Raw genomic sequence first — 14,072 nt, forward strand, 5'->3', positions numbered from 1 at the left:
CCGGACCGTGTCAGAGGTGTGTCAGGCGTCATTCTTGCCCCAGCGTCCCAACGCGACGATTGCGTCGCGCAACGCAAGCCCGCGATCGGTCAGTGCGTAGGCCCGGGTGTTGTGCCGCAGGGGAAGACGGATCAGTACGCCGGCGGCTTCGAGCTCGCGTAGGCGGGTGGCGAGCATGTTCGTCGGGACGCCGAGGTCGCGCTGCAGATCGCCGTACCGCTGTGGCCCGTCGAGCAGCCGCTCCACGATGAGCAGGGCCCACCGTGCTCCGACGATGTCGAGGGCAGCGGCGAGGTCACTCATGTGGCGGGGTCGGCGTCCGGCTTCATCCAGAACGGCGAGTAGTGGTAACCGTCGAGATCGTCGAACTGGCGCTGGTACATGAAGGGGTAGTCGTCGGTGTCACCGATTCGCCCGCCGGCCGCGGCGGCGCGCTCGACGAGGTCGTCGACCGCTTGGCGGCTGTCGAGGTCGAACGAAACCGTGACTTTCGAGGGGGTCTGGGGTCCGCCAATCAGCTCTTCGACGCCGCCGACGCTCGCGTACATCTCGCGGCTGCCGAGCATGACGTACTGCTCGGGAGCAATCGCGAAGCACGACACGTTGTGGTCGGACATTTCGGCGTTGAGGGTCCATCCGAGGGCTGTGTAGAAGGCGGTCGTGCGCTCGACGTTTTCGACGGGGCAGGTGATGAAGAGGCTCATGAGGACCATACTTGCAAAATGCAAGTGCGTCGTCAAGGGTCGTGACCATGCGACCGGGCTGAGCGGTCTTGGTTGAACGCCTATGTTTGGCTGAGTGGGACTCGTTGCAGCACAAACCAAGTCACGTTGGGTACCGCGGCCCTGCCTGTGGGGCCGATTGGAGTCGGGGGCACAGAACGCTCTCGGCTAGGGCGGAGACTGCCCGTCCGGGCTCTGACAACCCCGCCCACCCGTCAGCGTCTGGCGACCGCCCTACGAAGCCGGGCGCGGCTCTTCACACGCGGCGGCCAGCTGAGCGAGTAGGTGGCGAAAGTGTGCAGCGTCGGTGGACGACATGGCGGAGGCGAGGAGCTCATTCTCCACCGCACTGATTTCCATCTGCACGCGCTGGAGCAGTTTCTGTCCGGTCGGCGTTATGCCGACGGCACGTTGCCGCTGGTCTCGTGACCGTTCCCGGGTCACAAGTCCCCGCGAGACCAACTCGTCTATATGGCGCCCCAACCGTGTGGGATCTCGGCGGGTTCGAAGCGACAGCTCTCTCTGCGACACGGCGATACTCGTGGCGACCTCGGTCAGAATTGCGTACTCCCACATGGAAAGCCCCGCGGCACGCAAGACGGGCTCTTCCATGGCTGCCAGCCGCGGCAGGATTCGAGCCATCAGTGCGCCCAGATCTTGCTGGCCGCGAGACGGATCGACTGCACCAGCCATGGACAACCTCCCGCCTATCGTCTACCGTGGTAGACGATTAATGCTCTACCGTGGTAGACGATCGACACGCGCTCTCTTGCCTCGAATCTAGTCACGCTCAGCCAGTTCCTGCGCATTCAGAATGCCTCGGCGCTTGTGAACATCACGAACTGGTCTAACCGGAAGGACACCGCTGTGGAGGTTTCCACTTTGCATTCAGTCACCGAAGACCTCGCGGGGTACCTGTCAGAGGTAACGCAAGGCGATCTTCGGAGTCCCACACACCTAGCAGGCTGCGACATCGGCGACCTGTACGTAGACCTCCTGAACCGGAACATTCGCGCGGCCGCAGCAATTGCACCCGAATCCTCGCGACAATCGCCTACGCGACTGGTGGACCGATCCGCGTTAGCCAGTGTGGTGAATCTGTACGGGGGCGGCTTCGACACGCGATATCGCCAAACGGCTCGGGCGATCGAGATCGCGTTGGCGGCTTTGGAGACTTCCGCTGCGGGCTCGCGCATCAACGGAGTACAGGTAGACCTCGGCGCGATCTGCGCGACGCTCATCAGTGACACAGTCGTCGACACCTGGTACCTCGCAGAGGCGATGGGCTTGTCCTATCGTCCAAACCCCGCAGTGGTGATGGACGTCTTCAACGGACTGAAAACCCCACCGCTGGATGAGGATGAGGATGCGGAGGCGATCTGGGCCTGCGTCCTCATACTGCATGGGTCACGAAAAGGCCGAACCGATTATCGCCCTGCAGTCATCGAGCCTTCACGGAGCTAGCCCAACCCGTTGTGGCTAGATCACGTTCGCCGCAGCGCGGACGATGCGCCCGACCCGAAAGATGCATCCTGCCGGAGGGGTCGTCCTTTGACGAAGCCGCGAAAGCAATAGTGGGTCAGTGGTTTACTGCGATGTCGCTGACTGTGCCCGGCATTCCTGGCGCGAGGGCGGGAACGTAGTTCGCGATACCGACTTACATCGATACCGACTTACATTGGGCCGGCATCCGCGGCATAGTGCTGGTCGGGCCATTCGTCTTGCTACATACTGGACGACGATGCTTCTTCCTGCGATCTTCAATTACAGGCGTGAGCAGAGACTGCCTCAGCTCGGCGAACACAGCGAATGGCACCTTTCCTGGAACTCAAAGTCTGCTGACCTTTGGGCCGGCCTGCGCCCAGAATGGCGCCTCAACGCCGCGCTGCAGATCCGACATGATCAAACAATCAACTCAATAACCGGCCAGAAGCAACCGCTACTGGCGGCGGTCGCAACGTCTGGCGAGGTGCAGATCGACTGCCGCGTCTACGGTTCGGTGCCCGATAACATCACCCTGTCTGGTGCTGTGCACATCACTGGCCGGGTCGGCGAGGATGACCCAGATCGCCGTGGACTGCCACCTCGCCCAGTGACCGCGGCGACCGTGACACGAATGCAGCTTGTCTCCGTCGTCTTCGACCACCGGCCCTCGATAAACATCGACATTCCCGACCCCAGCCGGCAATACACGAACCTCCAGCCCATCGCGGGCACCGAATGGTTCTACGAACTCGCCCAACCCCCGCGCCAACTACACACCTACCGACCCCACGATCGCGAGGTCGGCCAATTGCGGCAAGAGCTACTACTCCTCGACCTCGACACAACGAGCTAATCGGCCAGGCCAGCGACTAGGCGTGGTGGCCGCTTGTCAGGTGTGCTGTGATGTCATGGATTTGTGGTGCTGAACCCGTGCGCGACTCCGAGGCCAACTGACTGGATCGTGAACTCCGACGTCGAGTGGTACGAACTCGCGGTGTTCGGGCCGACGAAGTTCGACGCGTATGCGCGTCTGCGTTTCATGCCTGATCCGTCCGACCACGATGACGCGGACGACGAACCTGATGATGGGCCCTCGGATGACCAGGCCAAAGTCGGCAGACTTTGCCAACTTCTACGCTCAGCTACCGGCACGCCAGACGACTGCTACTTCGCGATCTGGGCCGGCTGGCCCAACGCCTCCGACCTCATGCGTCGGAGCGCCCGGATGCAGATACCCAATCGGACCTACTACCTACTCCACGGTCCTCTGTCCGACTTTGGGCAATGGGGTGTGCGCGAAAGCGGTCACAACCCAGCGGCATTTGTGTGGCCGGCCGACCACGCTTGGTGCATCGCATCGGATGTTGACCAGCATTGGGCCGGTATTGGAGCCAACACCTCTACGGTCAATCGGATACTTGCACAACGTGACTTGGACATCGTTACTGTTGACCCGGATGCCGGAGTCCCCGCCCAATACGTACGCCGACGGCAGTAGCGCAGCATATGGATTGGGATGAGAGATTTCGACGACCGCTACGGAAACGTCGAACTGATGTCCCCCGTTCGTCGACCACAGTGCGGCGGTGAGCAGATGGCGGTGGCCGCTGGTTGCGGCCACCGAGCGGCACTTTCTCGTGTAAGAGTTCCGTAGCTCGCAATCGAACACCGCAGCACTCATCACAGATGGAATCGCAACACCTCGACGACCTGCCCGTTTTCGTTGTCCCCAGACCATGCATCGCCGAGCGGCTCGGTACCGATCCCATCCTCATCGACGGAGACGAGTGTCCGTTTCGCGACATTTGGTGTCACATTTGCTCGATTGCAAACCTGCACAGCTGACCCTAACGTTACTTAGGCAAACCTAATCCGCTCTCCGATCAGGCCCCGCTGCTGTCCACAGATGAACACGCGCGGACGTTCGGTGACCGATCCTCGGCGCCGCCGCGGTCGGTGGAATGGGGTATCACGATCGAAAGGGAACCATGCCTCGCGCATCACGATTGGTTGCATTGACTGCGGCCGCGCTTCTGGCCACCGGGCTCGCAGCGTGCTCGTCGTCGTCCGACGACAACGGGTCGGGGGACGGCGACTGGACGCCGATCACCATCCAACACGCACTCGGGACCACGACGATCGACGAGAAGCCCGAGCGCGTCGCGACGGTGAACTGGGCCAACCACGAGGTGCCCTTGGCGCTCGGAGTGGTGCCGGTCGGTATGGCGGCGGCCAACTTCGGTGACGACGACGGCGATGGCGTGCTCCCGTGGGTGGAGGAGAAGCTCCAGGAACTCAAGGCACCCACGCCGGTGCTGTTCGACGAGACCGACGGCGTCGACTTCGAAGCTGTCGCGAACACGCAGCCCGACGTCATCCTCGCCGGCTACTCGGGTCTGACGCAGGAGGACTACAACACCCTCAGTGAGATCGCTCCCGTGGTCGCTTACCCGGTGACCGCCTGGGGCACACCGTGGCGCGAGACCATCGAGCTGAACAGCAAGGCGATCGGCAAGGAGAACGAGGGCAAAGAACTCGTCTCCCAGCTCGAGAAGGAGATCGCCGACGCAGCTGCCGAGCATCCCCAGATCGCCGGCAAGAACGTCATGTTCCTCACCCACGTCGACACTACCGACCTAAGCGAGGTCAGCTTCTACACAACGCATGACACCCGCGCCGCGTTCTTCGAAGACCTCGGAATGGCGACCCCGCCGAGCATCGCGACCGCGTCGGCCGGCACCGAGAAGTTCTCGCTGTCGCAGAGCGCCGAACAGGTGGACGCGCTGAACGACGTGGACGTCATCGTCACCTATGGCGGCGCCGATCTCGTCAACGCGCTCAAGGCCGACCCGCTGCTGTCGAAGATGCCGGCTGTCGCCTCCGACGCGATCGTCACCTTGCCGAGCAGCGACCCTCTTGGCACTGCCGCCAACCCGACGCCGCTGTCGATCTCATGGGTCCTCGACGACTACCTGTCGATGCTCGCGCAGGCTTCAGACAAGGTTCAGTGACCCTCAAGTCGTGACGACGGACAAGCAGGCGACACCTAGCCGACTGCGCAAGGCTGAACCCTCCCCAGCCCTCTCGGGCGCCGCCGCAGTGCGGCGCCCGAGAAGGGTTCGAGCACTGTGGCTGCTGATCGCGGTCGCAGTGCTCGTGGTGTTGGCCATCCTGTCGGTCAAGGTGGGTTCACGGTTTGTCGGCTGGGCTGATGTGATGGGCGCGCTGGATGGCACCGACGGGAGTATCGAGCAGGCTGCTGTCGAAAAGCGCATTCCGAGAACGCTGTTGGCGATGATCGTCGGTGGCGCCCTCGGCGTCTCGGGCGCGGTCATGCAGGGAGTGACCAGAAATCCCATCGCAGACCCGGGCATTCTGGGCGTCAACATGGGGGCCTCGCTGGCCGTGGTCATCGGTCTTTCCTACTTCGGGCTCACGTCGTCGACCAGCTTCATCTGGGTGGCCATCGTTGGTGCTGCTCTCGCTGCAATCTTCGTCTACACCGTGGGATCACTCGGGCGCGGCGGGACCACCCCGCTCAAGCTCGCGTTGGCGGGCGCCGCGACATCTGCGGCTCTACTCTCTCTGGTCACCGCACTTGTGCTGGGCCGCAACGACACTGCCGATGTGGTGCAGTCATGGCGGGTGGGCGGTGTCGGCGGCGGCACATTCGACAGCATCGAACGTGTGCTGCCGTTCCTCGCCGTCGGTTTCTTGATCTGCTTGTTGTCGGCGCGTGGTCTCAACTCGTTGGCGTTGGGAGACGATCTGGCCGCCGGGCTCGGTGAGCGAGTTGCAATGGTCCGCGGCGGTGCGGCACTGGGCGCGGTCATCCTCTGTGGCGCTTCGACTGCCGTGACCGGTCCGATAGCCTTCGTCGGACTGCTGGTTCCCCACGCGTGCCGGCTGATCGTCGGTGTGGACCACCGCTGGCTGCTGCCGTTCTCGGCGATCACCGGCGCCGCGCTGTTGACCGGCGCCGATGTGCTCGGCCGAATCATCGCCCGCCCCGCGGAAATCGACGTGGCGATCCTGACGTCCCTGATCGGGGCACCGTTCTTCATCTACATCGTGCGACGCCAGAAGGTGGGCACATTGTGAGTGTGCCTGTCGTGACAGCAGAGTCGATCGCCGAGAGCCGGCAGAGCCGTGGTCGTCGGCGTCAAGCCGTGATCGCTGTGCTCGCCGTGCTGATCGTGATCGGATTCGCTGTCAGCCTGATGGTGGGGCACACGTACTACCCTCCCGGCGACGTCCTGAAAGTCATTCTGGGCGAACAGGTGCAGGGTGCGACATTCACTGTCGGACGACTGCGTCTGCCTCGCGCTGTGCTCGCGGTTGCCGCTGGTCTGTGTTTCGGCTTCTCCGGCATCGCCTTTCAGACCATGTTGCGCAACCCGCTGGCCAGTCCGGACATCATCGGTATCAGCGCCGGTGCGAGCGCCGCGGCCACCTTTGCGATCGTGACCCTGTCACTCGGGGCCACCCAGGTTTCGATCTTTGCGATCGTCTCCAGCCTCGCGGTCGCGGTGCTCATCTACGTCTTGTCGTTCAAGAGCGGCGTGGTGGGCACCCGGCTGATTCTCATCGGTATCGGTTTTGCCGCAATGCTGCTCAGCATCACCGACTATCTCCTGGACCAGGCTGCCGAATGGGATCTGCAGGAGGCGACGCGTTGGCTGACCGGGAGTCTGAACGGAACGTCGTGGACCGAGACGATCCCGGTTCTCGTCGCCCTGGTGGTGCTCACCCCGATCCTGCTGAGCCAGACTCGTAACCTCGCGATGACCCAGCTCGGCGATGACGCCGCGTCGGCACTCGGGGTGCGGGTCAACCGCACCCGACTCATCGTCATCGTCTCCGCGGTCGGCCTCATCGCGTTCGCCACGGCAGCCGCGGGCCCGATCGCATTTGTCGCCTTCCTCTCCGGTCCGATCGCGGCCAGGCTGGTCGGACCTAACGGCTCGCTCCTCATCCCGTCCGCGCTCGTCGGTTCGTTGCTTGTACTGGTGGCGGATTTTGTCGGTCAGTTCGCGCTCGATACGCGATACCCGGTGGGCGTCATCACCGGTGTGATGGGGGCTCCCTACCTCATCTACCTCATCATCCGCACCAACCGCGGAGGCGGCTCACTGTGACCACCACACACTCGCTGACCATCGAGAATCTGACACTCGGGTACGGCAACCGAAACGTCATCGAAAAGCTCGACCTGACTATCCCCCCGGGGCAGGTCACGGCGATCGTCGGGGCGAATGCATGCGGCAAATCGACCCTGTTGCGGTCGATGTCGCGGTTGCTGGCACCCCGCACCGGCCGCGTGGTGCTCGATGGCAAAGAGGTACATCGGACTCCTGCCAAGCAGCTGGCCCGCACTCTCGGGCTGTTGCCGCAATCGCCGATCGCGCCCGAAGGCATCACGGTCGCGGACCTGGTTGGACGTGGTCGCCACCCACATCAGGGCATGTTCGCGAGGTGGAGCAAAGAGGACGATACGGCGGTCGCAGAGGCTCTCGATGCAACAGAAACATCCGCTCTCGCCGATCGGCCGGTCGACGAACTCTCCGGTGGACAACGCCAAAGGGTGTGGATCGCAATGGCCCTGGCCCAGCACACCGATCTGTTGCTGCTCGATGAACCCACGACGTTTCTCGATGTCAGTCACCAGATCGAGGTCCTCGATCTCCTGACCGACCTCAACCAACAACGGGGCACCACCATCGTCATGGTCTTGCACGACCTGAACATGGCGGCCCGGTACTCCGACCACCTGATCGCACTGGCCGACGGAACACTTCATGCCGCTGGGAAACCCGCAGAGGTTCTCACCGAGGACACCGTTCGCGCGGTGTTCGGTCTGGAGAGTCAGGTAATCACCGATCCCACATCAGGGAAGCCGTTGATGTTGCCGCTGGGTCGGCATCATACGATCACCGTCTGAGTCGCGCCGTTCGCTCGCTGCCAGAGTTGCCGCGAGTTCCCGGGCCTGCACCTGGCGTCGCCGACTGGCAGCCGCCCGTGTCCCGGGCACCGGACTCGCTTCCGCGATAACGTCGTCCTGGCGGGAACGAACCGAACAGGCTGGGGGTCATCGTGAACCGTTTCGCTCTCGTGTCCGGATCAGCCGGCCAGATGTTGCGCGAACAGAAGGTCCGTGTACTCCGCATCTACCTGGCCGCCACGACGTTCTTGTACTTCGTCGGGGTGTTCCTCAACCGGATCTCACCGAGGAGTGACGAGCTCGCGAACCCCACCGGCGGCATGATCGCTGTTGTCTTGGGAGTAGGCGCACTGATCTACGTGGCGTTCGCTCACGCAAGGCTGGCTCCGGCGCTTGTTGCGGCGATGATCGCGACGCCGGTGGTCATCGCATTCCACAACTCGATCATCTACGACTTCCCCTGCCTGATCGCGGTGATGTTCCTGGCGATGTACATCCGGGCGTTCTATCCGCCCAAGCGCGCGTGGATGATGGTCATCTTCCTCACCGCCGCGACGTGCGTGGCCCTGGCGATCGGGCCGGCGCACAAGCTCGGGATCACCTACGTCGTGTTCGCCATCGCGATCGTCGGAGCGGCAGAGTCTTTCGGGCTGGTGACACGGTCACTCGTCACCATCGCGTGCACCGATCCACTGACGGGCGTGCTGAACAGGGCGGGGTGGGAGATCGCGACCACCGAACAACTCGCGCGCGCACGGTCAGCCCACGCCACCATCACGGTCGCTGTATTCGACATCGACGATTTCAAGAATGTGAACGACTCTCTGGGGCACCAGGTGGGCGATCAACGACTGATCGAGTATGCCCAGCGGTGGAGTTCGGTGGTCCCGAAAAGCGCCGTTCTCGCTCGCCTCGGCGGCGACGAGTTCGCTCTTCTCATCGCCGGTACCGCACAGACATCCGCATCAGAAGTGATCGAGCAGCTTCGGTCTGTGGTTCCCGAGGCGAGTGTCGGATTCGCCACCGAGGATGCCGGTGCGACAACCATTTCCGACCTCCTCGAGCAGGCGGACGCGGCGCTGTACGACGCAAAACGAGGACGTTGAGACTGCTCGGTCCCGTCCCATGGACGGCGCCCATTCTCGGGCAACGAACCTTCGTGGCCGGTCCCCCCGCGTCGGCCACCTCTACTGATCGGCTGTGTTGGACGTGATGACGCGGTTGAGTGCTGCCCACTGGAGCAACATGATCGTCTTCGCGTCTGCGATGCGGCCGTCGACGATCATGGCGAGCGCATCGGCGAAGGGAATCTCAAGCCGTTCGATGTCCTCGCCCTCCCCAGCGACTCCTCCACCGGGGCCGTCCATGTCGGAGGTGGTGTAGGGCGCGGCGTAGAAATGAACGCGCTCGGTGACGGACCCCGGGCTCATGAACACATCGAACACGTGCTGCAGCGGGCCGACGCTCACCCCGAGCTCCTCGTGGGCTTCGCGTCGGATGGCGGTGGCCGGGTCGTCGTCGTCCAGCAGTCCGGCCGCCGTCTCGATCAGCATGCCGTCCGGGTGGCCATTGACATACACCGGAAATCGGAACTGCCTCGACAACAGCACGACACCCCGTGCGCTGTCGTAGAGCAAGATGGTCGCGCCGTTGCCCCGGTCGTAGGTCTCTCGTTGTTGGGTGACCCACTCGCCGTCATGTCGCCGGTAGTCGAAGGTCGTGCGTCGCAGCACATGCCAACCCTGCGAACACAACTCCACGTCGCGGACCACGACGCCCGGGTTACCGGTGAGGTCTCGGCCCGCTTGGTCGAGCCCCGTTCGTCCCCGGTGGTCGGGCAGATCGATCCCGGGTATTCCGTCGGCGGACGACGTGGTCATGGACTTCTCCTTGTCGAACTCGCTTTACGCCGTTGATTCGTCCCGTGTCTGGGCGTTGGTGCGACGCATGTGAAGTAGTGGGAAGGGCCGACCGTCCGAATCCAGTGGCGAACGTCCGATCTGTTCAAACCCGCGTCGTTTGTAGAAGGCGACGGCGTCCGGGTTCTGTTCGTTCACATCGACATCGGTGGCGCCCTGCGCGTGAACGGCCCGATCGAGCAGCGCTGTACCCACTCCGCGACCGTGTGCTGCGGCATCGACGAACAACATCTCGAGCCGGCCCTCGGTGGTACCGCTGAATCCGACTATGCGGCTGTCCAATTCGGCAACGAGAAGCTCCACCATCGGAAAGAACTCGGTCGCCAAGCGCCCCGAGTATCCGTCCACATCGGAAGGTGAGAGGAAGTGGTGGGTTGCCTCCACGGCGGTACGCCAAACCTCGACCAGCCGGTCTGTATCCCCCTCGTCGGCACGTCTGAGCACCAGTTCAGGCATGGCATCGGAGGATGCGAGGGCCCAAATTGGGCCCGGGGTGGTGACGGTTAGCGATCGAGTTGAGCATCTGTTCCACGACTGTGCATGGTAATTCGGGCAAACCCGAACGAACAAGGCGAATACAGCGGGGCCGGCAGCGCAACTTCCGTCAGCCTGCGGATGTGCCGGCGCCGACCCGGGCACTGAACTCGACCAGCCGGTTGGAGAATCCCCACTCGTTGTCGTACCAGCCGAACACCTTCACCTGTTTGCCTGCCGCCTCGGTCAACGGTGCGTCGAAGATCGAAGAGTGAGGATTGCCCACGATGTCTGCCGACACCAGAGGAGCGTCGGAATACTGTAGATAGTGCTCCAGTGGCTGGGACGCGGCCGCCTCTCGGAACGCGGCGTTGATATCCTCGATGCTGACGCTCTGCCGAAGGGCCACAGTGAAATCTGTGATCGAACCGGTCGGCACCGGGACGCGCAGCGAGGCTCCGGTGAGGAGTCCGTCAAGGTCGGGGATGATCTTTCCGATGGTGTTTGCCGCCCCCGATGATGTGGGAATGATCGACAGCGCTGCCGCCCGTGCTCGACGTAGATCCTGGTGCGGGGCATCATGCAGTCGCTGGTCGCCGGTGTATGCGTGAATCGTTGTCATCAGACCGGATTCGATACCGAACGAGTCGTGGAGGACTTTGGCCAGTGGGGCGAGAGAGTTCGTGGTGCACGAGCCGTTGGAGAAGATGTCGTGGCCGTCAACGTCGAGTTTGTCGTCGTTCACTCCGAGGACGAATGTGGGGACATCACCTTTGGCCGGCGCCGAGATGATCACCTTTCTCGCACCGCCCATGAGGTGGGCGGATGCTGCGTCGCCGTCGGTGTAGCGGCCGGTGGATTCGATCACGATGTCGGCCCCTACCTCTCCCCAAGGAATGAGAGCGGGGTCCGGCTGCGCAAAGACCTTGATGGATTTGTCCCCGAGTGTGATCGAGTCACCCTCGACACCGACGCCCTCGAGATGCCCAGACACCGAGTCCCACTCGAGCAGCGTCGCCAAAGTATGGGCGTCGGTCAGATCATTGACCGCAACCACTTCGATGTCTGCGCCGTTCGCCAGAGCGGCCCGCAGATAGCTGCGGCCGATCCGGCCGAATCCATTGATACCGATGCGTACTGCCATGACGTTCAGTTCCTCCTGTTGCTCTTGGTCTTCGGGGTTTGCGGGGCTGCTGCACGAAGCAATTCGACGGCGCCGGCGCATGCATCCTCGAACGGCGCTGAATCCTGCTGTGCGATGGCAAGTACGTATCCGCCTTGCAAGACGGCCATGAGGGTGGACGCGAGATGCTCGGGCTCGAGATCGTCGCGCAACTGGCCCGCGGCAATCGCCTGGCGTAGTACCTGCACCCACACGGAACTCGTCTGGGCGAAAGCACGCGCGACAGGGGCGAGCAAGACTGGGTCCTCACGAACTTGAGGATCCTGCGTCATCCGGCCGACCTTGCAACCCTTGAGGGCGTCGCGTGGACGCAAAAGATAGGCCTCGATCCTTGACATTGGATCACCCGGGCCGTCCAGATCCGATGTCGCGGGCAGTAAATCGGCGACATTGCGCTCGAGGGCGGCAAGAGCCAGATCCCTTTTGGTCGAGAAGTGGTGATACAGACTGCCCTGACCCAGGCCCGATCGTTCGCGCACGTCGCGCGGGCTCGTGTCGGCGTACCCGCGCTCCCAGAGGAGGTCGCTCATTGTCTCGATCAGAAGTTCCCGCGAGTCCATACCGAGAAGTTCTACCAGAAACATACTAGTAGGTACAGAGCGCGGAATGCGAACGTGCGGCCGACACCGTTCGAGGTGGGGCTACACGAGTTCCAGCACCACGTGGTTGTTGAGGTCGGCCGCCCGGATGATGAACTCGGCCATGACCGCGAACTTGGATCGCAGATATTCGATGTTCTCGTCGCGCCAGTTCAGGAACGGCCGTATTCGCTGATCGGTGAGATCGGCGATCGTCGTGGACTCGAGCAAGGTGTCGAATGTCATGTGAGCGAGAATCTCTCGCGTAGCCGCTACATACGAGGGGCTCATGTAGTTGGGGATGCCCTCACTGAAGTTGATGTCGCCGGGCATGGAACCCTGACCGACAACAGGATTCACCGGCAGTCCCGAGCGGTCGAACATGAGACCGAGAGCCTCGAAAGCCTTGTCGATGTCCACCGTGATGGTCGGATCGGCATCGCGGAGATCGTTGACGAACCCGACGACGTCCTCGGTCGAATCCTGCAGGTAGATCTCGTGCAGCTCAGCGTCGCTGAACCGGGTGTATGACCTGATGAGCCCCATGTCGGTATCTCCTCCTCCGGGCATCAAAGTATCGCGGCACCGGCTTGGCAACAGTCGGTCATTGAGAGGACTGTCGACGCCGCCCCTATTGGGCGCCTTTACTGGGTCCGGATGGCTCTCGCGTCGTTCGAACGAGTGACATCCTGAGGCCGAGACGGTGGAGTTAAGCGGCGGTGAAACAACAGGATTCGGCATAGCATGGGCTATGCATACTCAGGAGCTGGTGGACTCTCACCACGGTCTGATCCTGTTGGATCGTGATGACGATGGCCACGTTGTGGTCAGTGGCGAATCGATTCCCACCGCGTCGATCAACCTCTCCATCGACGGCGACGCCAGCCGCAACAACCTGACCCTTGACGAGGTTCGATATGAACTGCTGGTGTCCAAGGGGTCCTGGCGTCGAGCGCATCGGATCGAGATCTCTGGCCCTACCGGGCGTTGGATATTTGCGCCGGCGACCCGAAGAAGTCATCGCCTCATACGCGGGCACCGGGGTGTCGAAGCCACAGAGGTCGGCAAATTTGTTGCGGAACAACAACGAGTAACCGCCCACTGGGGAAGCGGCTCGGACTCGAAACCATCACCGGGGGAGTGTGCGATGGGATACCTGCTTGCCGCGACGTACGGGACGGGCAAACCGTTGACGCTCATGGCGATCTTCCAGGGAACTGTGAACGTGCTCGTCCCCGGTTGACCGAGATCACGGCCGCTAGTCGTACAGGACTGCATCTCCGCGCCGTCGCAGCGCGTCGAGTCCGGCGCGGAATTGACGAAGGTACTCAGGGGAATGTCCCACCCAGTCGGTCATCTCGCCGATGACCTTCACCGGCTGCGCGCTCCGATAGGAGTGAGTTGGATTCCCGGGGAACTTCTTGTCGGTGACGTTGGGGTCGTCCTCGACATCGTCCTCGGGCTCCACGATGTAGACGCGGCAGGGCCCATCGCCCATGGCCATTTCCGCTGCCAGCACCGCGCCGTCCAACACCTTCGTCATGTAGACGTAGTTCGAGATGTGGTCGTCGCGGTAGTTGGAGCGATGCCCGGGCACGAGGTAGTCCCCAACCCGTAGGTCGGCCTTGGTGCCGTGAAAGTAGGCCCCGGACTCGTGCACCACAAAACGTTCCGGCGTATCCGCCATATCTGCCATCGAGAACCCTCCGTATGTCGGTTGCCGGGCGATTGTGCACGACAAACGGGGTCTTGCCGCAAGCCCCCGTCTCC

At 62.8% G+C, this 14,072-nt stretch carries 18 protein-coding genes; 9 read left to right on the plus strand and 9 right to left on the minus strand.

The genetic code is table 11. The features are described 5' to 3' along the window. Positions 1-21: 21 nt before the first annotated feature. The 3 genes from ACVWY6_RS17095 to ACVWY6_RS17105 form a co-directional block, all read right to left on the minus strand. Positions 22-303, minus strand: a complete 282-nt coding sequence (locus tag ACVWY6_RS17095) for a winged helix-turn-helix transcriptional regulator (RefSeq protein ID WP_457539622.1) — start codon at positions 301-303, stop codon at positions 22-24. Continuing rightward, positions 300-704: a VOC family protein gene (locus ACVWY6_RS17100; protein ID WP_030167394.1), complete on the minus strand. Its 405-nt coding sequence runs from the start codon at positions 702-704 to the stop codon at positions 300-302. Before ACVWY6_RS17100 ends, ACVWY6_RS17095 begins: the two co-directional genes overlap by 4 nt. A 252-nt stretch (positions 705-956) precedes the next feature. Next, positions 957-1,415 carry a MarR family winged helix-turn-helix transcriptional regulator gene (locus ACVWY6_RS17105; RefSeq protein ID WP_457539624.1) on the minus strand — a complete coding sequence of 153 codons (459 nt, stop codon included), beginning with the start codon at positions 1,413-1,415 and terminating at the stop codon, positions 957-959. Between the two features lie 372 nt (positions 1,416-1,787). Between ACVWY6_RS17105 and ACVWY6_RS17110 the strand changes: the two genes are divergently transcribed. The 8 genes from ACVWY6_RS17110 to ACVWY6_RS17145 all read left to right on the plus strand — a co-directional run bounded on the left by ACVWY6_RS17110 (position 1,788) and on the right by ACVWY6_RS17145 (position 9,254). Then, complete coding sequence (locus ACVWY6_RS17110; protein WP_457539626.1) at positions 1,788-2,186, plus strand: hypothetical protein; 399 nt, start codon at positions 1,788-1,790, stop codon at positions 2,184-2,186. A gap of 277 nt (positions 2,187-2,463) precedes the next feature. Further along, positions 2,464-3,060, plus strand: a complete 597-nt coding sequence (locus ACVWY6_RS17115; protein WP_457539628.1) for a hypothetical protein — start codon at positions 2,464-2,466, stop codon at positions 3,058-3,060. A 108-nt stretch (positions 3,061-3,168) separates the two neighbouring features. Further along, positions 3,169-3,705, plus strand: a complete 537-nt coding sequence (locus tag ACVWY6_RS17120; RefSeq protein ID WP_457539630.1) for a hypothetical protein — start codon at positions 3,169-3,171, stop codon at positions 3,703-3,705. A gap of 490 nt (positions 3,706-4,195) precedes the next feature. Next, positions 4,196-5,218, plus strand: a complete 1,023-nt coding sequence (locus ACVWY6_RS17125) for an iron-siderophore ABC transporter substrate-binding protein (protein WP_062795623.1) — start codon at positions 4,196-4,198, stop codon at positions 5,216-5,218. A gap of 88 nt (positions 5,219-5,306) precedes the next feature. Beyond that, entirely contained in the window at positions 5,307-6,308 is a 1,002-nt protein-coding gene (locus ACVWY6_RS17130; protein ID WP_457540190.1) for a FecCD family ABC transporter permease, read from the plus strand. Between the two features lie 11 nt (positions 6,309-6,319). Beyond that, a complete protein-coding gene (locus ACVWY6_RS17135; RefSeq protein WP_286131325.1) occupies positions 6,320-7,345 on the plus strand; it encodes a FecCD family ABC transporter permease in 1,026 nt (341 codons plus the stop codon). Beyond that, positions 7,342-8,148 (plus strand): ABC transporter ATP-binding protein, encoded by an 807-nt coding sequence (locus ACVWY6_RS17140; protein WP_023955053.1) that lies wholly within the window; start codon positions 7,342-7,344, stop codon positions 8,146-8,148. Before ACVWY6_RS17135 ends, ACVWY6_RS17140 begins: the two co-directional genes overlap by 4 nt. Before the next feature lie 152 nt (positions 8,149-8,300). Beyond that, positions 8,301-9,254 carry a diguanylate cyclase domain-containing protein gene (locus ACVWY6_RS17145; protein ID WP_457539633.1) on the plus strand — a complete coding sequence of 318 codons (954 nt, stop codon included), beginning with the start codon at positions 8,301-8,303 and terminating at the stop codon, positions 9,252-9,254. An 81-nt stretch (positions 9,255-9,335) separates the two neighbouring features. On the opposite strand, the gene ACVWY6_RS17150 is transcribed toward ACVWY6_RS17145, so the two are convergent. The 5 genes from ACVWY6_RS17150 to ACVWY6_RS17170 form a co-directional block, all read right to left on the minus strand. Further along, entirely contained in the window at positions 9,336-10,028 is a 693-nt protein-coding gene (locus ACVWY6_RS17150) for an NUDIX domain-containing protein (RefSeq protein WP_457539634.1), read from the minus strand. A 24-nt stretch (positions 10,029-10,052) separates the two neighbouring features. Continuing rightward, positions 10,053-10,523, minus strand: a complete 471-nt coding sequence (locus tag ACVWY6_RS17155; RefSeq protein WP_457539635.1) for a GNAT family N-acetyltransferase — start codon at positions 10,521-10,523, stop codon at positions 10,053-10,055. A 148-nt stretch (positions 10,524-10,671) separates the two neighbouring features. Continuing rightward, complete coding sequence (gene gap / locus ACVWY6_RS17160) at positions 10,672-11,685, minus strand: type I glyceraldehyde-3-phosphate dehydrogenase (RefSeq protein ID WP_457539637.1); 1,014 nt, start codon at positions 11,683-11,685, stop codon at positions 10,672-10,674. Between the two features lie 5 nt (positions 11,686-11,690). Then, a complete protein-coding gene (locus ACVWY6_RS17165; protein WP_457539638.1) occupies positions 11,691-12,254 on the minus strand; it encodes a TetR/AcrR family transcriptional regulator in 564 nt (187 codons plus the stop codon). A gap of 111 nt (positions 12,255-12,365) precedes the next feature. After that, the gene (locus ACVWY6_RS17170; protein WP_457539640.1) at positions 12,366-12,848 is read right to left on the minus strand and encodes a DUF1877 family protein; all 483 of its coding nucleotides are present in this window, start codon (positions 12,846-12,848) and stop codon (positions 12,366-12,368) included. A gap of 157 nt (positions 12,849-13,005) precedes the next feature. On the opposite strand from ACVWY6_RS17170, the gene ACVWY6_RS17175 reads away from it, so the two are divergent. Beyond that, entirely contained in the window at positions 13,006-13,545 is a 540-nt protein-coding gene (locus tag ACVWY6_RS17175) for a hypothetical protein (protein WP_457539642.1), read from the plus strand. A 15-nt stretch (positions 13,546-13,560) separates the two neighbouring features. On the opposite strand, the gene arr is transcribed toward ACVWY6_RS17175, so the two are convergent. Further along, entirely contained in the window at positions 13,561-13,989 is a 429-nt protein-coding gene (gene arr, locus ACVWY6_RS17180; RefSeq protein ID WP_457540192.1) for an NAD(+)--rifampin ADP-ribosyltransferase, read from the minus strand. Positions 13,990-14,072 lie beyond the last annotated feature (83 nt).

The organism is Williamsia sp. R60 (genome assembly GCF_054063855.1).